The organism is Citrobacter sp. Cf116, from assembly GCF_030336505.1.
GTDB classification, from domain to species: Bacteria; Pseudomonadota; Gammaproteobacteria; order Enterobacterales; family Enterobacteriaceae; genus Citrobacter; species Citrobacter freundii.
Genome location: NZ_JAOWEQ010000034.1, coordinates 437,886 through 459,688, shown reverse-complemented (window position 1 = coordinate 459,688; position 21,803 = coordinate 437,886). Strand labels below are relative to the sequence as shown.

At 53.5% G+C, this 21,803-nt stretch carries 22 protein-coding genes and 1 other RNA gene; 11 read left to right on the top strand and 12 right to left on the bottom strand.

What is annotated here, in order from left to right:
• Window positions 1-13: 13 nt before the first annotated feature.
• Window positions 14-523, top strand: coding sequence for an MltR family transcriptional regulator (locus OGV74_RS07585; protein ID WP_032950053.1), 510 nt, complete (start codon window positions 14-16; stop codon window positions 521-523).
• Complete coding sequence (locus OGV74_RS07580) at window positions 520-1,230, top strand: nucleoside/nucleotide kinase family protein (protein WP_016150961.1); 711 nt, start codon at window positions 520-522, stop codon at window positions 1,228-1,230. Before OGV74_RS07585 ends, OGV74_RS07580 begins: the two co-directional genes overlap by 4 nt.
• Here the strand turns inward: OGV74_RS07580 and OGV74_RS07575 are convergent.
• From OGV74_RS07575 to OGV74_RS07555, 5 genes are read right to left on the bottom strand one after another with little or no spacing between them, the layout of a single operon-like run.
• Complete coding sequence (locus OGV74_RS07575) at window positions 1,187-1,870, bottom strand: ABC transporter ATP-binding protein (protein WP_086504558.1); 684 nt, start codon at window positions 1,868-1,870, stop codon at window positions 1,187-1,189. The two genes, OGV74_RS07580 and OGV74_RS07575, sit on opposite strands and share 44 nt — an antisense overlap.
• Window positions 1,864-2,541 (bottom strand): ABC transporter ATP-binding protein, encoded by a 678-nt coding sequence (locus tag OGV74_RS07570; protein ID WP_003027044.1) that lies wholly within the window; start codon window positions 2,539-2,541, stop codon window positions 1,864-1,866. Before OGV74_RS07570 ends, OGV74_RS07575 begins: the two co-directional genes overlap by 7 nt.
• Entirely contained in the window at window positions 2,529-3,236 is a 708-nt protein-coding gene (locus OGV74_RS07565) for an energy-coupling factor transporter transmembrane component T (protein WP_061547623.1), read from the bottom strand. Before OGV74_RS07565 ends, OGV74_RS07570 begins: the two co-directional genes overlap by 13 nt.
• Window positions 3,237-3,815 carry an ECF transporter S component gene (locus OGV74_RS07560; protein WP_003027040.1) on the bottom strand — a complete coding sequence of 193 codons (579 nt, stop codon included), beginning with the start codon at window positions 3,813-3,815 and terminating at the stop codon, window positions 3,237-3,239.
• Window positions 3,816-3,839: 24 nt separating this feature from the next.
• Window positions 3,840-4,265, bottom strand: coding sequence for a PPC domain-containing DNA-binding protein (locus OGV74_RS07555; RefSeq protein ID WP_003027037.1), 426 nt, complete (start codon window positions 4,263-4,265; stop codon window positions 3,840-3,842).
• Between the two features lie 374 nt (window positions 4,266-4,639).
• Between OGV74_RS07555 and epd the strand changes: the two genes are divergently transcribed.
• The 7 genes from epd to srsR all read left to right on the top strand — a co-directional run bounded on the left by epd (window position 4,640) and on the right by srsR (window position 11,737).
• The gene (gene epd / locus OGV74_RS07550; RefSeq protein WP_003027035.1) at window positions 4,640-5,668 is read left to right on the top strand and encodes an erythrose-4-phosphate dehydrogenase; all 1,029 of its coding nucleotides are present in this window, start codon (window positions 4,640-4,642) and stop codon (window positions 5,666-5,668) included.
• 39 nt (window positions 5,669-5,707) lie between these two features.
• Window positions 5,708-6,871 (top strand): phosphoglycerate kinase, encoded by a 1,164-nt coding sequence (pgk, locus tag OGV74_RS07545; protein WP_003027032.1) that lies wholly within the window; start codon window positions 5,708-5,710, stop codon window positions 6,869-6,871.
• An 88-nt stretch (window positions 6,872-6,959) separates the two neighbouring features.
• The gene (gene fbaA / locus OGV74_RS07540; protein ID WP_003027029.1) at window positions 6,960-8,039 is read left to right on the top strand and encodes a class II fructose-bisphosphate aldolase; all 1,080 of its coding nucleotides are present in this window, start codon (window positions 6,960-6,962) and stop codon (window positions 8,037-8,039) included.
• 191 nt (window positions 8,040-8,230) lie between these two features.
• A complete protein-coding gene (locus OGV74_RS07535; RefSeq protein ID WP_003027007.1) occupies window positions 8,231-9,091 on the top strand; it encodes a small-conductance mechanosensitive channel MscS in 861 nt (286 codons plus the stop codon).
• A 150-nt stretch (window positions 9,092-9,241) separates the two neighbouring features.
• Complete coding sequence (argO, locus tag OGV74_RS07530; protein WP_003027005.1) at window positions 9,242-9,877, top strand: arginine exporter ArgO; 636 nt, start codon at window positions 9,242-9,244, stop codon at window positions 9,875-9,877.
• 93 nt (window positions 9,878-9,970) lie between these two features.
• Window positions 9,971-10,717: an oxidative stress defense protein gene (locus tag OGV74_RS07525; protein WP_286520611.1), complete on the top strand. Its 747-nt coding sequence runs from the start codon at window positions 9,971-9,973 to the stop codon at window positions 10,715-10,717.
• A 123-nt stretch (window positions 10,718-10,840) separates the two neighbouring features.
• On the top strand, window positions 10,841-11,737 hold the full coding sequence (gene srsR, locus OGV74_RS07520; RefSeq protein ID WP_003026999.1) for a LysR family transcriptional regulator SrsR: 897 nt from the start codon (window positions 10,841-10,843) through the stop codon (window positions 11,735-11,737).
• On the opposite strand, the gene scpC is transcribed toward srsR, so the two are convergent.
• From scpC to argP, 5 genes are all read right to left on the bottom strand, one after another.
• A complete protein-coding gene (scpC, locus tag OGV74_RS07515; RefSeq protein ID WP_044700829.1) occupies window positions 11,734-13,200 on the bottom strand; it encodes a succinyl-CoA:acetate CoA-transferase ScpC in 1,467 nt (488 codons plus the stop codon). The two genes, srsR and scpC, sit on opposite strands and share 4 nt — an antisense overlap.
• A gap of 24 nt (window positions 13,201-13,224) precedes the next feature.
• On the bottom strand, window positions 13,225-14,010 hold the full coding sequence (gene scpB, locus OGV74_RS07510) for a methylmalonyl-CoA decarboxylase (protein WP_003026994.1): 786 nt from the start codon (window positions 14,008-14,010) through the stop codon (window positions 13,225-13,227).
• Between the two features lie 10 nt (window positions 14,011-14,020).
• Window positions 14,021-15,016 (bottom strand): methylmalonyl Co-A mutase-associated GTPase MeaB, encoded by a 996-nt coding sequence (gene meaB / locus OGV74_RS07505; RefSeq protein ID WP_057063055.1) that lies wholly within the window; start codon window positions 15,014-15,016, stop codon window positions 14,021-14,023.
• Window positions 15,009-17,153 (bottom strand): methylmalonyl-CoA mutase, encoded by a 2,145-nt coding sequence (gene scpA, locus OGV74_RS07500; protein ID WP_003838245.1) that lies wholly within the window; start codon window positions 17,151-17,153, stop codon window positions 15,009-15,011. The genes meaB and scpA overlap by 8 nt, the downstream gene beginning before the upstream one ends.
• Before the next feature lie 232 nt (window positions 17,154-17,385).
• A complete protein-coding gene (gene argP / locus OGV74_RS07495) occupies window positions 17,386-18,279 on the bottom strand; it encodes a DNA-binding transcriptional regulator ArgP (RefSeq protein ID WP_003026988.1) in 894 nt (297 codons plus the stop codon).
• Between the two features lie 170 nt (window positions 18,280-18,449).
• On the opposite strand from argP, the gene rpiA reads away from it, so the two are divergent.
• Window positions 18,450-19,109: a ribose-5-phosphate isomerase RpiA gene (gene rpiA / locus OGV74_RS07490; protein ID WP_003026986.1), complete on the top strand. Its 660-nt coding sequence runs from the start codon at window positions 18,450-18,452 to the stop codon at window positions 19,107-19,109.
• Between the two features lie 271 nt (window positions 19,110-19,380).
• Window positions 19,381-20,613 carry a phosphoglycerate dehydrogenase gene (gene serA, locus OGV74_RS07485; protein WP_003026984.1) on the top strand — a complete coding sequence of 411 codons (1,233 nt, stop codon included), beginning with the start codon at window positions 19,381-19,383 and terminating at the stop codon, window positions 20,611-20,613.
• Window positions 20,614-20,992: 379 nt separating this feature from the next.
• Here serA and OGV74_RS07480 read toward each other — a convergent pair whose 3' ends face one another.
• Together OGV74_RS07480 and ssrS are read right to left on the bottom strand one after the other, a co-directional pair.
• Window positions 20,993-21,589 carry a 5-formyltetrahydrofolate cyclo-ligase gene (locus OGV74_RS07480; RefSeq protein WP_054528770.1) on the bottom strand — a complete coding sequence of 199 codons (597 nt, stop codon included), beginning with the start codon at window positions 21,587-21,589 and terminating at the stop codon, window positions 20,993-20,995.
• 19 nt (window positions 21,590-21,608) lie between these two features.
• Window positions 21,609-21,792: non-coding RNA, 6S RNA (ssrS, locus tag OGV74_RS07475), on the bottom strand.
• Window positions 21,793-21,803: the final 11 nt, after the last annotated feature.

Genomic DNA, 21,803 nt, shown 5'->3' with positions numbered 1-21,803 from the left:
TATCGGATAACTAATGACGACGCTGACAGAAGACGATGTGCTTGAGCAACTGGATGCTCAAAATAATTTACTTTCGTTTATGACGACGGCACATAACATTTTGCTCCAGGGCATTAAGCGCTTTCTGCCGTCGCTGTTCGTTAATAACGATGAAGAGATCGTGGAATATGCAGTGAAGCCGTTGCTCGCCCAGAGTGGACCGCTTGACGATATCGACGTTGCGCTACGTCTGATTTATGCGCTGGGAAAAATGGATAAATGGCTTTACGCCGATATCACCCATTTTTCCCAGTTTTATCAGTACCTGAACGAGCAGGATACTATCCCCGGTTTTGCCGATGACATCACCTGGGATTTTATCAGCAACGTGAACAGTATTACCCACAACGCAACGCTCTACGGCGCACTGGAGTCAATGAAATTTGCCGACTTTGCTGCGTGGTCTGAGGTGCGCTTTAGTGCAATGGTCAAGACGGCAATGACGCTGGCAGTGACGGCGATTTTAAAGGAATTAACGCCGTGAAAATCAAACTAACGGTGAATGGGCTACAGGTTGAAGCACATTACCATGATGATGAGATAGAGAACGTCCACAAACCGTTATTACAGCAACTGGCAAAAATACACGCTGCTAATCCGCAGCGACGTACGATAGTTTTTCTCTGCGCGCCACCGGGTACGGGTAAATCGACGCTGACCACCTTCTGGGAATATCTCTGCGCTCAGGATCCTTGTCTGCCGGAGATCCAGACACTGCCGATGGATGGCTTCCATCACTACAACAGCTGGCTGGATGCCCATAATCTGAGGGCATACAAAGGTGCGCCGGAAACCTTTGATGTGGATAAGCTTGCGCAGAATCTACGCCAGATAAGGGAAGGAGAAGGATTCTGGCCGCAATATGATCGGCAAAAGCACGATCCGGTCGAAGAGGCCATACGGGTGACTGCGCCGATGGTGATTGTGGAGGGAAACTGGCTATTGCGCGATGATGAAAGATGGCGAGCGTTAGCTGAGTTTTGTGATTACTCGTTGTTTATTCGCGCTCCAGCCAATGCGCTGCGTACGCGACTGGTAGGCCGTAAACTGGCTGGCGGACTCTCACAAGCTGACGCTGAGGCATTTTATGAGCGTACCGACGGACCGAATGTTCGTCGGGTGCTGGAAGATAGCCTGTCAGCAGACCTTATGCTGGAGATGACGCTTGAGGGGGCATATCGGACGGCATGAGATTTTTGTTGTGTAGCCGTACTATGCGCGAAAAATGGCGCTGCGTAAATGCAGCGTCATGACTGATCGCTACAACGCTGGCGCCACGTGTACGACACACTGCCAGCCAGTTTTCGAAGACGCCAAGCCAGTGTGCATCAAAGTCCCGGCTGGGCTCATCCAGCAGTAGAATAGCGGGTTTGAGGGCTTCCAGACTGGCGACGGCAACCATACGTCGTTGTGCAGTATGTAGATCGAGCGGGTGCGAGTCGGCGACATCCTCTAACTGACATAATTGCAGCGCCGCCGTCGTGCGTTGCGCAATTTCAGTCGCCGGAAGCTTCTGTAGCCGTAATCCGAAGGCCACTTCCTCTGCAACCTTGCTGTGAAAGATTTGATTCTCCGCTTCCTGAAACAGTACGCCGAGCACCCTGGCGCGCTCCCGGTTTTTCAGTTGCGCAATCGCACGATTTTGAACGGTTATTGTGCCGGATGAGGGCGTCAGTAGCCCGGCCATGATGCGCAAAAGTGTGGATTTTCCTGCGCCATTATCGCCCGTTAGCGCCAGCCATTCCCCCTCCTGGAGTTCCAGCGAAATATTGCGTAAACAGTCATCGGCGGCGTTCGGCCAGCGATAGCTGACCTGGTTTAGCGTTAGCATAGTGATGACAATGCTCCGTCGCGCAGCTGCCATGCCTGCTGGCAGTAGCTGAGAAAAGGTGAAGGGTTGCGTTCGAAAAATATCACCAAAGCATGCTGTTCCTGTGCCCACTGTTGCAGTCGCGCCAGCAGCATTGCCGTGGCTTGCGCCGTCAGGCGACTGAACGCTTCATCCAGAATCAATATTTTCGGCTGCATGGCGAGTGCGCTGGCAATGACTACCCGCTGGGTTTCCCCACCGGAAAGGGTGCCGGGATGACGATGGCGCAGAGGCTGACATTCTGTCAGCGTAAGGGCGGCATCTATGCGCTGCATAATTTCAGTCTCGGTAAGGCAGAGATTTTCCGGGCCAAACGCCACTTCTTCCTCCACGCTGAAAGTACAACCTGAAAGCTGCAGGTAAGGTGACTGCTGCACAAGCTGGATGGTACTCGACTGCTCGACCAGCGATAGTTGCCCGATGGGATTACCCAGTAGCGTACCTGTGCCCTCAATTTCTCCCGGAAGGAAGTCGGGGTACCAGCCAGCCATCAGCTGTGCCAGCGTACTTTTCCCGCTGCCGTTCTCACCAAAAATAGCCACCATACCAGGCCTGGCGTAATGGAAATCGTAACAAGCGGATGGCCGCATAGCGTGCGTCGGAATATAGCGAAACTGCTCTAACGTAACCATATCCAGATTCCTGTCTCAACTGCCATCAGAACCACCATACCGTAGCGGGCCAGACGTTGTAAGGTGCTGTCTGGCGGCGCCCATAGCGTGGTGCGAGTGCGATGCAGGCGAAATCCCCGCATATCGAGCGCTGCACCGCGAACGGCCAAGTCATTGAGCGCGTTATGGGTGAGCGGCACAATCAATGCCGGCATAGCGCGTAAACGTTGGTACCAGGACTCATCCAGCGGTACGCCACGTGCGCGCTGAGCCTCGTGAATAATCGCCAATTGGCGTTTGAGCTGTTCAACCACCAGCAGCGGGCCTGCGAACAGATAGGCAACGCCTGGCGGCAGGCGTGAAGCAAACAGGGCGCGCATAAAGCGCGCAACCGGCACGTACTGCATCCACATCTGCGATGTCGACACAATGGCCAGGATCCGCAGCCAGAGCGTAACGGCATCGCCCCAGCGTTCTGGAGTGCGCGGCTGCCCGCTAATCCACTCGGTAAGCCATCCGCCGTGTACCAGCCATAGCCCCAGTCCTAAGGGGATCATCAGCCAGAGTACGTATTTCGCCCGCGACCGCGTAGCCTTCATACATAGCAAACCGACAAACGTCGCGGCGCTGTACAAGCTGAGCGGCACTCCGGCTGGCAGCAGGAGCGTGGAGCAGGCGGCAAGCGCCCACAGAGTTAACGACGTAAACGGATGCATTTAGCGCACGGCAGACATCGTAGGGAAATGGCGCGTGGTACGCAGCGGAAGTTGTCGCAGCAGCACCCAGACGATGATTGCCGTGAGGATTTTATCGACCAGATTCGCTCCGATGACGGTGATGGCGACGGACTCAACCAGGTTCTGACCGACCGAGTGCATCCAGGCGACAAAAAGATCGGCGCCGCTGCCGGTGACACCCCCGAACAGAGTCGTGCGAATCGGCACGGCAACGAGGGTCACGGCAAGCGTGATAATTACGCCGCTGACCACGACTTTGGGTAAGGTGCGAAACCATCCCGCCCGTGCCAGCCAACCGGCGACCAGTCCAATAACCATGGCGACGGGCGCAAAGGCGGCGGCGATCGGATCGGTCAGCAACCCCCACAACAGGTTAGTGAGTAATCCGGTTAGCATCCCCACAACCGGACCTAACAGCACCGCGCTGATCAACGTGCCAATCGAGTCGAGAAAAATAGGTAATTTCAACATGCTGATAAGCTGCCCACCGACCATGTTGATGGCGATAGCAATGACAATAAGAACCAGAGACTGGCTGGAAAATTGGCGACGCGCCATAAAAGACCTCGTATAAGTGAATCGTTAGCGGGATGAAATAACCAGTTCGTCATAACCGGAAACGGCGCAGGGCTGACGGCTGAATGCCAGAGACGTCAACTCGCCAATCACCAGTTCCAGCGTGGTTCGCACGGTACAGCCCGGCATCATGTGTCCGCCCAGCATCGCGCCGTGTGGGTCAGCAACCGCCAGATGAAGATGCTCGCCGGTAAGTTCCAGCGTGCCGTTCAGAGAGATAATTTCCCACGTACCCGTAAGTAATGTGGTTTCTTCACGTCCGGCGAAGCGCAGAGCAATGTTGGTCAAACTGCCGGTGCAACCTGCTATCCAGGCTGCCTGTAGTTGATGCTGCTGGATAAAAGCGTGTAGCGCTGAAAAGACTTCTTGGCCCGGTAATAAACGCAGCGCATGAAAGCGAGCTTCAGATGGTTGGGGATAGAATGTTGCCATAGTTGAGGGACTCCGAGACTCGGACGTTGCGCTGATAATATAGACGCGGGTTAGGGAGCTTTCTGATATAAATCAGGATTTGTGACATGGCAACGAAATAATCTTGCTACGGTTATTCGTAATTCTGGAATATGGAATAAAAGTCGCGTTGAAGGACGTTAAAATGTGACGTAAGTCAGATAACTGTGTTCTGTTGCTGGACAAACATTCCTTTTATTCCGCGTTTCGCTTATTCTAGCTGAAGCGTTTCAGTCGATTAAATGTTCGACAATTAACCAATTAGTCGCAGTTTGCGACAGGTAAGGTTTCCCTGAGCGATTTGCTGCATTACTCTGTCTGCCACATCGTTTCTGAGAAATCCTTGCAGGAGACCTATGACCGTACGCGTAGCGATTAATGGTTTCGGTCGCATCGGACGCAACGTGGTTCGTGCTTTGTATGAATCCGGGCGTCGGGCGGAAATCACCGTGGTGGCAATCAACGAACTGGCGGATGCTGCAGGCATGGCGCATTTGTTGAAATATGACACCAGCCATGGGCGTTTTGCCTGGGATGTTCGTCAGGAACGAGACCAGCTCATCGTTGGCGATGACGCGATCCGCATTCTGCATGAGCGAACGCTCGATGCGCTTCCGTGGCGCGAACTGGGTGTCGACGTTGTGCTGGATTGTACGGGGGTCTTTGGCAGCCGCGAACACGGCGAGGCGCATATTGCCGCCGGCGCAAAGAAAGTGCTCTTTTCACATCCTGGTAGTCACGACATCGACGCAACCGTTGTGTTTGGCGTTAATCAGGATCAGCTGCGCGCTGAGCACCGGATCGTTTCCAATGCCTCCTGCACCACGAATTGCATAATACCCGTCATTAAATTGCTGGATGATGCTTACGGCATTGAGTCTGGTACAGTCACCACGATCCACTCCGCGATGCACGATCAGCAGGTTATTGATGCTTATCATCCTGACCTGCGTCGCACGCGAGCGGCCAGCCAGTCGATCATTCCGGTTGATACCAAACTGGCGGCGGGCATCACGCGAATTTTCCCGCAGTTTAACGATCGTTTTGAAGCGATTGCGGTGCGTGTACCGACCATAAATGTGACGGCGATCGACTTAAGCGTGACGGTGAAAAAACCAGTAAAAGCCAGTGAAGTCAACCAGTTGCTGCAAAAAGCAGCACAAGGTGCATTTCATGGTATAGTTGACTATACGGAATTACCGTTGGTCTCAGTAGATTTTAACCACGACCCGCACAGCGCCATCGTTGATGGTACGCAAACGCGCGTGAGTGGCGCTCACCTGATCAAAACGCTGGTCTGGTGTGATAATGAATGGGGCTTTGCTAACCGTATGCTCGACACGACGTTAGCGATGGCTGCTATTGGTTTCAGGCTCGACGCTTGAGCGTCGACAAAACTTTATGAATCAACGAGAGGATTCACCATGTCTGTAATTAAGATGACCGATCTGGATCTGGCTGGTAAACGCGTTTTTATCCGTGCGGACCTGAACGTACCAGTTAAAGAAGGGAAAGTAACCAGCGATGCGCGTATCCGTGCTTCCCTGCCGACCATCGAGCTGGCCCTGAAACAGGGTGCTAAAGTGATGGTAACTTCCCACCTGGGTCGTCCTACCGAAGGCGAGTACAACGAAGAATTCTCTCTGCTGCCGGTTGTTAACTACCTGAAAGACAAACTGTCTGCTCCGGTTCGCCTGGTAAAAGATTACCTGGACGGCGTTGAAGTCGCTGCTGGTGAACTGGTTGTTCTGGAAAACGTTCGCTTCAACAAAGGCGAGAAGAAAGACGACGAAGCGCTGTCCAAAAAATATGCTGCTCTGTGCGACGTGTTCGTTATGGACGCTTTCGGTACTGCTCACCGTGCGCAGGCGTCTACTCACGGTATCGGTAAATTCGCCGATGTCGCTTGCGCAGGTCCGCTGCTCGCTGCCGAGCTGGATGCACTGGGTAAAGCACTGAAAGAACCTGCTCGTCCGATGGTTGCTATCGTTGGTGGTTCTAAAGTTTCTACCAAACTGACCGTTCTTGATTCTCTGTCAAAAATCGCTGACCAGCTGATTGTTGGCGGTGGTATCGCGAACACCTTCGTTGCTGCTCAAGGTCACAATGTGGGTAAATCCCTGTACGAAGCTGACCTGGTTGACGAAGCTAAGCGTCTGCTGACCACTTGCGACATCCCGGTTCCGACCGACGTTCGCGTAGCGACTGAATTCTCTGAAACCGCACCGGCTACCCTGAAATCCGTTAGCGATGTAAAAGAAGACGAGCAGATCCTGGATATCGGCGACGCTTCTGCACAGCAGCTGGCTGACATCCTGAAGAATGCGAAAACCATTCTGTGGAACGGCCCGGTTGGCGTGTTCGAATTCCCGAACTTCCGCAAAGGTACTGAAATCGTTGCTAATGCCATCGCAGACAGCGAAGCATTCTCTATCGCAGGCGGCGGTGACACCCTGGCAGCAATCGACCTGTTCGGCATTGCTGACAAAATCTCCTACATCTCTACTGGCGGCGGCGCGTTCCTCGAATTCGTGGAAGGCAAAGTACTGCCAGCAGTAGCCATGCTCGAAGAGCGTGCTAAAAAGTAAGAATTTAATGGGCAGGGAAACCTGCCCTTATTTTAGCGCGCTTTAGGGCGCGCGCCCTTTCCAAGGCCGAAGATACAGGACTCGTAAAATGTCTAAAATTTTTGATTTCGTAAAACCAGGCGTAATCACTGGTGATGACGTACAGAAAGTTTTCCAGGTAGCTAAAGAAAACAACTTTGCTCTGCCAGCTGTTAACTGCGTGGGTACCGACTCCATCAACGCCGTTTTGGAAACTGCTGCAAAAGTTAAAGCGCCGGTAATCGTACAATTCTCCAACGGTGGTGCTTCTTTCATCGCGGGTAAAGGCGTGAAGTCCGACGTTCCTCAGGGCGCTGCAATCCTGGGTGCTATCTCTGGCGCGCATCACGTTCACCAGATGGCTGAACACTACGGTGTTCCGGTTATCCTGCACACTGACCACTGCGCGAAGAAACTGCTGCCGTGGATCGACGGTCTGCTGGACGCGGGTGAAAAACACTTCGCAGCAACCGGCAAACCGCTGTTCTCTTCTCACATGATCGACCTGTCTGAAGAGTCTCTGGAAGAGAACATCGAAATCTGCTCCAAATACCTGGCGCGCATGTCCAAAATGGGCATGACTCTGGAAATCGAACTGGGTTGCACCGGTGGCGAAGAAGATGGCGTGGACAACAGCCACATGGACGCTTCTGCACTGTACACCCAGCCGGAAGACGTTGATTACGCATACACCGAGCTGAGCAAAATCAGCCCGCGTTTCACCATCGCAGCTTCCTTCGGTAACGTACACGGCGTTTACAAGCCGGGTAACGTCGTTCTGACCCCGACCATCCTGCGCGACTCTCAGGACTATGTTTCTAAGAAACATAACCTGCCGCACAACAGCCTGAACTTCGTCTTCCACGGCGGTTCCGGTTCTACTGCTCAGGAAATCAAAGACTCCGTAAGCTACGGCGTAGTGAAAATGAACATCGACACCGATACCCAATGGGCTACCTGGGAAGGCGTTCTGAACTACTACAAAGCAAACGAAGCTTACCTGCAGGGCCAGTTGGGTAACCCGAAAGGCGAAGATCAGCCGAACAAGAAATACTACGATCCACGCGTATGGCTGCGTGCTGGTCAGGCAACCATGATCACCCGTCTGGAACAGGCTTTCAAAGAACTGAACGCGGTTGACGTTCTGTAATTTACGCCGTTCCACGTGACATGAGGCCCGCAAATGCGGGCCTTTTTTATTGCTATGTCAACGTTCTGCTGGCAGAGAATTCTGTGATCTGTTTGGCAAAATCCAGGTTTATTGTTTACCCTTGTCAGGTTGCCAGTCCCGTTAGGGCGGCTTTATTTCTCCCGTTTGGGTAAGCAAAAAAGGAATATTGAATGGAAGATTTGAATGTTGTCGACAGCATAAACGGTGCGGGCACCTGGCTGGTGCGCAACCAGGAACTGCTGTTGAGCTATGCCGTCAACATCGTTGCGGCCATCGCGATTGTCATTATCGGTATGATCGTGGCGCGCATTGTATCAAATACCGTTAACCGCCTGATGCTGGCGCGTAAAATTGATGCCACTGTTGCCGACTTCCTCTCTGCACTGGTGCGTTACGGTATTATCGCTTTCACGCTGATTGCCGCTCTGGGCCGCGTTGGGGTGCAAACAGCCTCCGTGATCGCCGTTCTCGGTGCCGCAGGTTTAGCCGTCGGTCTGGCGCTGCAAGGTTCGCTGTCCAACCTCGCCGCAGGTGTCCTGCTGGTAATGTTCCGTCCGTTCCGTGCGGGTGAGTATGTCGATCTCGGCGGCGTAGCGGGAACCGTGCTCAACGTGCAGATTTTCTCCACCACCATGCGTACCGTTGACGGTAAGATTGTAGTGATCCCGAACGGTAAAATTATTGCCGGGAACATCATTAACTTCTCTCGTGAGCCGGTTCGTCGTAACGAATTTATTATCGGCGTGGCTTACGACTCCGATATCGATCAGGTGAAAAAAATCCTCACTGATATCATTCAGTCGGAAGATCGCATTCTTAAAGACCGTGAAATGACGGTACGCCTGAATGAGCTGGGGGCCTCCTCAATTAATTTTGTGGTACGCGTCTGGAGCAACAGCAGCGATCTGCAAAGCGTCTACTGGGATGTGCTGGAACGCATTAAGCGCGAGTTCGATGCCAACGGCATCAGCTTCCCGTATCCGCAGATGGATGTGAACTTCAAGCGTGTGAAAGAGCGCGCGGCAGAGTAATTACGCGCCCGGAGGCGCTTTTGCTTTCCGGGCCGATAAAAACTTTCTTTCCATTAATTTCCCTAATCTGCGATTAAAATTATCCATTTCCGCTAATGTTTTCCCCGCGCTATAGTCTGCTCCTAAGAGAAACAGTTCGGGATGATTAACGTGTTATCGTATTACTTTCAAGGGCTTGCACTTGGTGCGGCCATGATTCTTCCGCTTGGTCCGCAAAACGCCTTCGTGATGAACCAGGGCATTCGCCGCCAGTATCACATCATGATTGCTTTACTCTGTGCTATCAGCGATTTAGTGCTGATTTGTGCGGGGATCTTTGGCGGTAGCGCCTTGCTGATGCAGTCACCATGGCTGATGGCGCTGGTCACCTGGGGTGGGGTGGCTTTTTTACTCTGGTACGGTTTCGGGGCGTTAAAAACGGCGATGAGCAGTAACCTGGAACTGGCCAGTGCCGAGGTGATGAAGCAGGGCCGCTGGAAAATCATTGCTACTATGCTGGCGGTGACATGGCTCAATCCCCATGTTTACCTGGATACCTTTGTGGTGCTGGGGAGTCTGGGGGGGCAACTGGACGTTGAGCCGAAGCGCTGGTTTGCGCTGGGAACCGTCAGCGCTTCGTTCCTGTGGTTCTTCGGTCTGGCATTGTTGGCGGCCTGGCTGGCTCCGCGTCTGCGCACTGCTAAAGCGCAGCGCATCATCAATACGCTGGTAGGATTAGTGATGTGGTTTATTGCTTTTCAACTGGCAAAAGAAGGTGTTGCGCACGTTCATGCGTTGTTCAACTAAGTGTTGTCTGATGGACAACGCAGCGAGATCGTCTAAGCTTGCCTGCATGTGCCCTGAGTTTCGGGGTAATTATTGAAACATGGAGGAACGACCGTGAAGTTCAAAATAATGGCCCTGGCGGCATTAGTCGGATTCAGCGCACTATCGGTACAGGCAAATGAGTTGCCAAATGGACCGCACATCGTGACTTCCGGAACAGCAAGCGTGGATGCGACACCAGACATCGCTACGCTGGCAATTGAAGTGAACGTTGCTGCCAAGGATGCGGCTTCAGCGAAGAAGCAGGCCGATGAGCGCGTGGCGCAATATCTGTCCTTCCTTGAACAGAACCAGATAGCGAAGAAAGACATTAGCGCTGCAAACCTGCGTACCCAGCCGGATTACGACTACCAGAAAGGTAAAAGTATCCTCAAAGGGTATCGTGCGGTGCGCACCGTTGAAGTCACGCTGCGCCAGCTGGACAAACTTAACGCTCTGCTCGATGGCGCGCTGAAGGCTGGTCTGAATGAGATCCGTTCGGTATCGCTTGGTGTTGCCCAACCGGATGCTTACAAAGATAAAGCGCGTAAAGCGGCAATTGATGATGCCATTCATCAGGCTGAACAGCTGGCTGCGGGCTTCAATAGCAAACTTGGCCCGGTGTACAGCGTGCGCTACCACGTTTCCAATTATCAGCCGAGCCCGATGGTTCGGATGATGAAAGCAGATGCCGCACCTGCTGCTTCTGCTCAGGAAACCTACGAACAGCCGGTTATTCAGTTTGACGATCAGGTTGATGTCGTCTTCCAGATTGAGCCGACGGCGGGGCAACCAGCTGCAACGCCAGCCAAAACTCAGTAATTGTTGCAGACCCGGCTTTCCAGCCGGGTTTTTTCTGTGAGCAACTGTAAAAATGAGACTTCACATCCGGTCTTTTTTTTCGCCGTAATGAGGATAGGCCATAGCGATTTTTAAGGGGACGCTATGGATATTTTTATCTCGAAAAAGATGCGTAATTTCATTCTGCTGGCGCAAACCAATAACATCGCCAGAGCGGCAGAAAAAATACATATGACCGCATCGCCCTTCGGTAAAAGCATTGCTGCACTGGAAGATCAAATCGGCTATACGTTGTTTACCCGCAAAGATAACAACATCAGCCTGAATAAAGCAGGACAAGAGCTGTATCAGAAGCTGTTTCCCGTTTATCAGCGCCTCTCTGCCATTGATAACGAAATCCATAACGCCTCTCGCCGCTCGCGGGAAATTGTTATCGGCATCGACAATACCTACCCAACGATTATTTTTGACCAGTTGATTAGCCTTGGTGACAAGTATGACGGTGTGACGGCTCAGGCCGTTGAATTCAGCGAGAATGGGGTGATTGATAACCTGTTCGATCGCAAACTGGATTTTATTATCTCGCCGCAGCACGTTTCCCCCCGCGTGCAGGAGCTGGAAAATCTGGCGATCAGCGAACTGCCTCCGCTGCGTTTGGGGTTTCTCGTTTCCCGGCGCTATGAAGAAAAACAGCCGCAGGATCTGCTGCGCGAGCTGCCCTGGCTGCAAATGCGCTTCCAGAATCGCGCCAACTTTGAGGCGATGCTGGATGCATACATGCGACCCTGCGGGATCAACCCGACGATTATCTATCGTCCGTACAGCTTTATGGCCAAGATTAGCGCGGTGGAGCGCGGGCAGTTTTTGACGGTGATCCCTCACTTCGCCTGGCGGCTGGTGAACCCGTCGACGCTGAAATATTTCGACGCGCCCGGCAGTCCCATGTATATGCAGGAGTTTCTCTATTCGCTGAAAAATCATCGCTATACCGCCACCATGCTCCAGCATATTGCTGAAGATCGTGACGGTAGTGCAAGTTAACCTAGCATCGAGCCTGTTTCGAGAAGGTTGCGATGCAGATCGAACGCATGGCTGAGATCGTGATGGATATGCCCGCCGGGCGCTTTCTCCAGATAGCGGTGCAAGTAATCTCTGTAAAGCGGATGCGCACAGTTATTGATAATTGTGTGCGCCCGCTGCATCGGAGATAACCCACGCAGATCGGCAATCCCTTGTTCGGTCACGATCACTTTAACGCTATGTTCGCTGTGGTCGACATGGCTGCACATTGGTACGATGGTTGAGATTTTCCCGCCTTTGGCAATCGACGGCGCCATAAAGATAGACAGGTAGGCGTTGCGCTCGAAATCTCCGCTGCCGCCGATGCCGTTCATCAGGTTCACCCCCGCAACGTGCGTGGAATTGGCATGACCGTAGATATCAAACTCCAGACCGACGTTGAGCGCAATGACTCCCAGCCGACGAATGATTTCCGGATTATTGGAGATCTCCTGCGGGCGCAACACAATCCGGCTGGCGAAGAAGTCCATGTTGTCGTAAATCTTCTGTAGCGACGGGGCTGAAATGGTCAGGCTGGAGGCGCTGGCACCAGTTATCTTGCCCGTTTCCAGCAGATGCACCACCGACTCCTGCAACACCTCCGAATACATCATAAAGGGCGGGATATCCGGGTTCTCGCCCAGTCGAGCCATTACCGCGTTGTTGATATTGCCCACCCCGCTTTGTAAGGGCAAAAACTCAGCTGGAATGCGTTTGTGCGCCATTTCTGCCAGCAGAAAAGAGACTACGTTATCGGCAATTTGTTGGCTGACCGGATTGGTTTTATCCGATGCATTTCCTGCATCGGGCAGTTCGGTATCCACCACCGCAACCACCTTTTTGGGGTCTATCTGTACGCACTGACTGCCTACGCGATCCATGGTATGAAAAATGGGTACGCTGTTACGCCGCGGCGGCGCACCGGGTATCACGATGTCGGCAAACTCCGCCACACGCGGATTATGGTAATGATTCAATTCAATGATCACTTTTTTCGCCCGCAGCAGCCAGGTGGGGGCATTACCGATACCGCTGGACAGCCAAATCCGGCCATCCGGCGCGATGGCTGAGGCTTCAATGACGGCAACATCGATCTCGCCAAAAAAGCCGTAATTAACCATTTGCGCCACTTCGCTCAAATGGAGATCGACAAACCTCACCTGGCCCTGATTAATTTTCTCGCGCAGGCCCGATGACGTTTGATAAGGCGCACGCCAGGAAACGGCATCCGCCGCGGATAGTACATCATCAGCGGCGGCGCCAATTGATGCTCCGGTCAGCAGGCGGATCTGAAAAGGCTGTCCGTTCTGATGCTGTTCGCAGGCGCGTTGGGCAATTGCGGTGGGTAACGCTTTTGGCGAACCCGCGGGGGTAAAGCCGCTAAACGCCACCATATCATCGTGCTGGATAATTTCTGCCGCCTGTTCGGCGCTCATCCGTTTCATGGCTGTCTCCTTCCTCAGACGTGATTAATGGCCGACAAAATTAGGTTTACGTTTTTCCATAAACGCGTTCATCCCTTCCTGATAATCCTCGCTGTCGTACACCGCGCGGCGCATGCCCTGAATGCGCTCGAACTCATCGGAATTCATGGTGTGCGCTTCACCCAGTACGCGCAGCTCTTCTTTAATGACAGCGATCGCCAGCGGCGCTTTCTCCGAGATGTGGTGCGCCATTTGCAGAGTGAAATCCTCCAGTTCGTCTACAGGAACCACATGGTTGAGGATCCCGACGGCCATCGCACGCTGAGCGGTAATCGGTGAGGCGGTAAAGATCAGCTCTTTCACGATGTGAAAACCGGCGTCGCGAGTCAGGTTGTGGATGCCGACCAGGTTATACGGCACGCCGAGGTTGACCGGGGTCATCGAGAAGGTGGATGTTTCAGCGGCGATGATCAGATCGGAACTCATGATCATCTCAAATGCGCCGCCCCAGACGCTGCCTTCAACCATAGAGATCACCGGTTTTGGATATTTTTGGATCATGCGGGTTATCTGACGCAGCGGATCGTCATAGGAGAGCGGATCGCGACGTCCGGTCGGGAGTTCATGAATATCATGCCCGGCAGAGAAAACTTTGGCTCCACTCGGAGCGCGCAGAATGATGCAGCGAATGTCCGCACGATTGAGATCGCTCAGCGCCTGCATCAGATCGTCAATAAACACTTTACTCAGGGCATTGAGCTTGCGGGCGTAATTGAACTCAATAACCGCGACTTTCTGGATGATGACCACGTTGACGTATTGATAAGACATAATGTTCTCTTTATTGAAAGTAATGATGCTGGATAAATTCGCTGATGTGCCGCAGACCGGTGCGCGGCGACAGATCGTTATTTTTGACGGCCTGTAGCGTCTGCTGGAAATAGCGGTCGAAATCAGTCCGCGCAAACAGCATATGTAGGGCTTCTTCTTCAGCCTGCTGGTGTAACCAGTCCACCGCCTGCTGCTGGCGGACTTTTTCCAGTCGACCGCTGGCGGTAAGGCACGTTTTAAAGTCGGTTATCGCCTGCCAGACCTCCTCAATACCGCGTTTTTCCAGGGCGCTACAGGTCAGAACCAGCGGCTGCCACTCGTCATATTTACGGCGCAGAATATGCAGGGCGGATTCGTACATATGGCGGGCGATGGCCACGCTGGCATGGTTCTCGCCGTCGTCCTTATTGATGACGACCAGATCCGCCATTTCCATCAGGCCTTTTTTGATGCCTTGCAAATCGTCGCCACCGCCGGCGATTTGCAGTGAGATAAAGCAATCCACCATGCCTGCGACTTCGGTTTCTGACTGCCCAACGCCGACGGTTTCTACAATCACCACGTCAAAGCCAGCCGCTTCGCAAAGCAGCATTAATTCGCGGGCGCGCTGGCTGGCTCCGCCTAAATGACCGCTGGAAGGGACCGGGCGAATAAACGCAGATTCGGCGCGAGACAGCTCCGTCATGCGGGTTTTATCGCCAAGAATGCTGCCGCCGCTAACCGGGCTGCTGGGATCGACGGCGATCACCGCCACCCGTAATCCGTGACGGATTAACAGCATGCCGAATGCTTCCAGAAAGGTACTTTTGCCCGCGCCCGGCGTACCGGTTATCCCCAAACGCAGGGCGTTACCGGTGAACGGCATAATTGCGTCCAGCAACTGCGTACTCAGCGGCTGGTGGCGCGGGTGGCTGCTTTCGACCAGCGTCATCGCCTGGGCGAGCGTTGCCCGTTCGCCAAGTCGCAAGCGACGGACGGTATCCTCAAGCGTGGCGGCGTTAATCATGATGCTGACTGATACGGGTTAGCACATCGCGGACGCTGTCGAGCATTGGCGTGCCGGGGCCATAAATGGCTGCCACGCCATGCTCGTGCAGGAAGGCGTAATCCTGTGGCGGAATAACGCCTCCTGCTACCACGCAGATATCTTCACGCCCCCATTTTTTGAGCGCGGTAACCAGTTCCGGGATCAGCGTTTTATGACCCGCCGCCAGTGACGATGCGCCTATTACATGCACATCGTTTTCTACCGCCAGACGGGCGATCTCTTCTGGTGTGGAGAACATCGGACTGAGATCGACATCGAAGCCGAGATCGGAGTAGGCGCTGGCGATCACTTTCGCGCCGCGATCGTGACCATCCTGGCCCATCTTGGCGATCAGGATCCTCGGTCGGCGACCATTTTCCGCGAGGAACTGTTCGGTTTGCGCAACGATGGCGTCGAACTCATCGGCGGATTTGTCGGACTGGTGATAGCTTTGCGCAATCACGCCGGTGACGCACTGGCTGGGAACCAGATAGCGGTCAAAAGCGGTTTCCAGTGCGTCGGAGATCTCACCGAGCGTGGCGCGAACGCGGGCGGCGTTAACGGCGGCGGCCAGCAGATTTTCATTATGCTGCGCGGCGTGGGTCAGCGCCGCGAGTGCGGCATTGACGGCATCTGTGTCGCGAGTTGCGCGGATATGCTGCAACGAGGCAATTTGCTCGTTGCGTACCTTCACGTTGTCGATTTCCAGTACCGACGTTTCGTCTTCTTTATCCAGCTTGTATTTGTTCACGCCGACGATAACGCGTTTACCCTGGTCGATCAGCGACTGCTCGCGCGCGGAAGCTTCTTCGATCATCCGTTTAGGGAGCCCGGCTTCGATCGCTTTCGCCATGCCGCCTGCCTCATCAATTTGTTTGATGATCGTGCGCGCTTGCTTCACGATTTGATCGGTGAGCGACTCGACGTAATACGATCCGGCCAGCGGATCGACGGTGCGGCAGATCTCTGACTCTTCCTGAATGATGATCTGTGTATTACGCGCGATGCGGGCGGAGAAATCGGTGGGTAGCCCGAGCGCCTCATCAAAGGCGTTGGTATGCAGAGACTGGGTGCCGCCAAGCGTAGCGCCGAGCGCTTCAATGGTCGTGCGGATCACGTTGTTGTAAGGATCCTGCTCGGTCAGACTCCAGCCGGAGGTCTGGCAGTGGGTACGCAGAGCGAGAGATTTCGGGTTGTTTGCGCCAAAACCGCTGACTGCTTCACTCCACAAATAGCGAGCCGCACGCAGCATGGCGACGTTCATAAACAGATCCATGCCGATGCCGAAGAAGAATGACAGGCGCGGCGCGAAGTCATCAATTTTCAGCCCGGCAGACAGCGCGGCTTTGATGTACTCAATGCCGTCAGCCAGCGTAAACGCCACCTGCTGGACGCAGTTCGCCCCGGCTTCCCCCATGTGATAACCGCTGATACTGATGGTGTTATAGCGCGGCATATTGGCGGAACACCAGGCGATGATGTCGGCGATGATGCGCATTGAAGGTTTTGGCGGGTAAATGTAGGTATTGCGGCACAGGTACTCTTTCAGAATATCGTTCTGAATGGTCCCGGTGAGTTGCTCCGGCGTTACGCCTTGTTCTTCTGCAGCCACGATATAAAACGCCAGTACCGGCAGCACCGCGCCGTTCATGGTCATTGATACCGACATCTTATCCAGCGGAATCTGGTCGAACAGCACCTTCATATCTTCGACAGTATCGATCGCCACGCCCGCTTTGCCGACGTCACCTGCCACGCGCGGGTTGTCAGAGTCATAGCCGCGATGGGTGGCAAGGTCAAAGGCGACGGAAAGTCCTTTTTGCCCGGCGGCGAGGTTGCGGCGGTAAAAGGCGTTGGACTCTTTGGCGGTAGAGAAACCAGCGTACTGGCGAATGGTCCACGGCTGCGCGGTATACATGGTGGCGCGCGGGCCACGCACGTAAGGCGGTAGGCCGGGAAGAGTGCCTGTGACTTCCAGATTATCGAGGTCTGCTTCAGTGTATAGCGGCTTGATGGCAATTCCTTCCGCCGTCTGTCTTTCCAGCGATTCGACGGTTTTTTCCCGTCGACTGAGTTCTTTATTAGCGAGTGTTTGCCACTCCTGCACATTTGCCATTTTTTGCTCCGTATTACGCAATAAGTTGAATCTTTGCGGATACGGTGAGCTTTTTCATTTGGCTTGTCGCCAGCAAAAAATAGCCAACAGGGCGTCGTTTTTTGCCGCATGGCGTGTTTGATTTTGTGATTTATTTCAAAGACGTGGCGGGAATAGCATGAATAGAGGGTAAAGGCTTGTCGGCCGGATAAGGCGTTACGCCGCCATCCGGCACTCTGGAGCAATAAACGGTTTAATCCTGGCGCAACACCTTGTGCCCGTATTCCAGCAGCGCATCGGTAACGTTGCGCATCATGCGGCTTTCCGGTGCAAAACGGTGCCAGTACAGCATCCGACGCTGGAACAGACCTGGCGTTAAGTCGATCAGCTCGCCGCTTTCCAGCTCTTTCTCAATCTGTAAGTGCGGGATCATGCAGCAGGTGGTGCCCTGACGCGCCAACTGGACGAAGGCTTCAGACGAGTTAACGATGTGGCACGGCACGCTGCCCGGCGGCAGGTCGAAGTTTTGTTGCAGGAACGCCTGATGCATATCATCAAGATGGTCAAACGCTACCGCCGGGGCTTTCAGCAGGGCGGAGCGGGTGACGCCGTTAGGGAAATAACGCTCGGCGAAAGGTTTGGAGCCAACAAACAGGTAGTCCAGCGCGCCAAGTTTATCCACCAGACAGCTTGGCAGCGCCTGATGTTGGATACTCACCGCACCGACCACTTCACCACGACGCAGACGTTCCTGGGTGCGCGTTTCATCCTCAACCTGCAGGTTCAGCCGAATCGGTGAATTGGCCAGTACCGGGGCTAACGCCGGAAGCAACCAGGTCGCCAGACTGTCGGCGTTCACTGCCAGTGAGAGCAGCAGCGGCGTCGATCCGGTTTGTTCATCACCCAGCCACTCGTCTTCCAGCAGTTCAACCTGACGCAAAAGCGCCAGTAGTTTCTGCCCCTGTTCGGTTGGGCGTGGTGGTACGGTACGCACCAGCAGCGGTTGTCCGAACATATTCTCAAGCTGTTTTATGCGCTGTGAAACCGCGGATTGCGTGATGCACAGCTTTTGCGCCGCGCGCTCAAATCCTCGTTCACGAATAACCGCATCCAGTGCTTGTAGTGTTCTGTAGTCCGGACGTTTCATTGCTTTGACGCACTCCTGAAAATTTTGCTTGTTCTGCACTATGACACAAATTTAGGTTGGGTAAAGACGAAATCCGCCGCTTGCGAGCGGGTGTGGGGACATTTTTCTGCACAATGTTCTATAATGCGCGTGAATTTTCCCACCATATTCACACCACAGGCGAAACGATCATGACGCAGGATGAACTGAAAAAAGCAGTAGGATGGGCGGCACTTCAGTATGTACAGCCCGGTACCATTGTGGGCGTAGGTACAGGTTCAACAGCCGCACACTTTATTGATGCGCTGGGCACAATGAAAGGTCAGATTGAAGGTGCGGTATCCAGTTCGGACGCTTCAACCGAAAAACTCAAAAGCCTTGGCATCCACGTGTTCGATCTTAACGAAGTTGATAGTCTCGGCGTATACGTGGACGGCGCGGATGAAATCAACGGCCACATGCAGATGATCAAGGGCGGCGGTGCAGCGTTGACTCGTGAAAAAATCATTGCTTCCGTGGCGAAGAAATTTATCTGCATCGCGGATGCGTCCAAAGAAGTCGACATTCTCGGCAACTTCCCGCTGCCGGTTGAAGTGATCCCAATGGCGCGCAGCGCTGTGGCTCGCCAGTTGGTGAAGCTGGGCGGTCGTCCTGAATACCGTCAGGGCGTAGTGACGGACAACGGCAACGTGATCCTTGATGTACATGGTCTGGAGATCCTTGACGCCGTGGCCATGGAAAACGCCATCAATGCGATTCCGGGCGTGGTAACCGTCGGTCTGTTTGCCAACCGTGGTGCGGATGTCGCGCTGATCGGTACCCCAGACGGCGTGAAAACTATCGTAAAATGATCTGATGGGAGTGTCTTCTCCCGTTAAAAAAATTTTGGCAGGGCAAATTTGGTGACTTGTGTCACGTTTATAATATTGTCCTGCCGATCTCTCCAAAGAAAAAGTTATCGCCAGTATTTTCCTCTGACATTTCTCTCTGAATGACATTTCTTCAGCACGGCGACGCAAACGTTCATATTGCCGCAATATTATTTTTTGATATGTTGAAGAGGCGGATGAAAATCCCACACACAACACATCAGTTTGAACAAAAAAAGACAGGGTCGGGGAAATGGCAAAGGTATCACTGGAGAAAGATAAGATTAAATTTCTGCTGGTAGAAGGCGTGCATCAAAAAGCACTCGAAAGCCTTCGTGCAGCAGGTTATACCAACATCGAGTTTCACAAAGGCGCTCTGGACACTGAACAACTGAAAGAGTCCATCCGTGATGCCCACTTCATTGGCCTGCGATCCCGTACCCATCTGACTGAAGATGTGATTGACGCCGCAGAGAAACTGGTCGCGATTGGCTGCTTCTGTATCGGCACCAACCAGGTTGATCTGACCGCTGCGGCAAAGCGCGGGATCCCCGTGTTTAACGCGCCATTCTCTAACACGCGTTCCGTTGCGGAACTGGTGATTGGCGAACTGCTTCTCCTGCTACGCGGTGTACCCGAAGCGAACGCCAAAGCACACCGCGGCGTGTGGAACAAACTGGCTACCGGCTCCTTTGAAGCGCGTGGCAAAAAACTGGGGATCATCGGTTACGGCCACATTGGTACTCAGCTAGGCATTCTGGCGGAATCGCTGGGGATGCATGTCTATTTCTATGATATTGAAAATAAACTCCCACTCGGCAACGCCACGCAGGTGCAGCATCTTTCCGACCTGCTCAATATGAGCGACGTGGTCAGTTTGCACGTACCGGAAAATGCCTCCACCAAAAATCTGATGGGCGCGCGTGAGATTGCGTTGATGAAACCAGGCGCGCTGCTGATTAACGCCGCACGTGGTACGGTTGTTGATATTCCTGCGCTGTGCGACGCGTTAGCGACCAAGCACCTGGCAGGGGCGGCAATCGACGTATTCCCAACCGAGCCGGCAACCAACAGCGATCCTTTCACTTCGCCGCTGTGTGATTTCGACAACGTGATCCTGACGCCGCACATTGGTGGTTCAACACTGGAAGCGCAGGAAAACATCGGTCTGGAAGTGGCTGGGAAACTGACCAAGTATTCCGATAACGGCTCTACGCTGTCTGCAGTTAACTTCCCGGAAGTTTCGCTGCCGCTACACGGCGGTCGTCGTCTGATGCACATTCACGAAAACCGTCCGGGCGTACTGACCGCGCTGAACCAGATTTTTGCCGAGCAGGGCGTCAACATTGCCGCACAGTATCTGCAGACTTCCGCACAGGTAGGTTACGTGGTTATTGATATTGAAGCGGATGAAGATGTGGCGGAGAAAGCGTTGCTGGCGATGAAAGCCCTCCCGGGTACTATTCGTGCTCGTCTGCTGTACTGATTTCCTCTACATGGGCAGGCGGTTGACCTGCCCATCTTTCCTCTGATTTTCCTGCCTTACTATCTCTTTGTGTAACGCATGCATTCCGTTTTCGACCCTTGCCGCAATTGGTAATTAAAGGCTGCGCTCTGCGTTGTACATCAATAAAAGGAATTTACGATAGGGGCTCAGCATCGTGCTGAAACGGGAAAGCCCCTACCGAAGCAGGGGCTTTAAAAAGGAAAGGGACGATGATGAGATACGTCATCATGCTGCTGATCCTGTTAATCATCGCTTCGCCAGCATATTAACAGAGAGTACGCAGGAGGGAGGTTCGCCTCCCTCACCCTTCACCGAGAAAGTTAGTTTAAAAAAACGGCGCTGTCAATCGACAAAAAAGTTACCATTCCCATACTTTTGATGGCGTCACCACCGCAGGCAGCGGGATATCCCATTCTTCAACAGGCAGCTTTTCTACTCGCTGACAATCGTGGGCGTAGCCTACGGGCTGGATCTTATGCTGCTGCCAGTTTTGTAGCGTGCGGTCATAAAATCCGCCGCCCATGCCCAGGCGTTGCCCATATTCATCAAACGCCACTAACGGCGTAATCAGTACATCCAGCTGTGGCAGCGGTAATACGTCACGTACATCAAGTCGTGGTTCCTGGATCTTTAAGCGATTGGTTACCAGGTCGCTATGCGGATGATAGTGCAGGAACAGCAAATTACCGGCGCTGAAGGGATGAAGAACCGGAAGATAAACGCGCTTGCCCGCTCGCCACAGCTGATCTATTAGCGGCTGGGTATCGAGTTCGCCATCGAACGAGAGGAATACTGCCACCGTATGAGCGAGTACAACAGGGGGGAAGCTGAGCATTCGGGTCGCGGCTTGCTGACCGTATTGTCGTTGCTGTTCGGAGGTAAGCGCACGACGACGCTGCCGAATCAGTTGACGAATTTCTTGCCGGGATAAAGGGAGTTCAGAAAGTAATGTCATGGCTGTTGCCAGGTAGAAGGGAATCTCCGAGATGCCGCCGCAGGCTGTAACCCTTGAACCCTTGGTTCAAGGTGAATGTGTCGTCACAGTTTTAAGGCTTCTCGGACGGGCCGAGCATGCTCACCAACCGTGGAGCGCCACATTCTTGTGGTATGAAATATCGGCTCAGGGGACTGGCCCGCTTGCAAACATCTCAGAGAAATTTTGTCTTCAC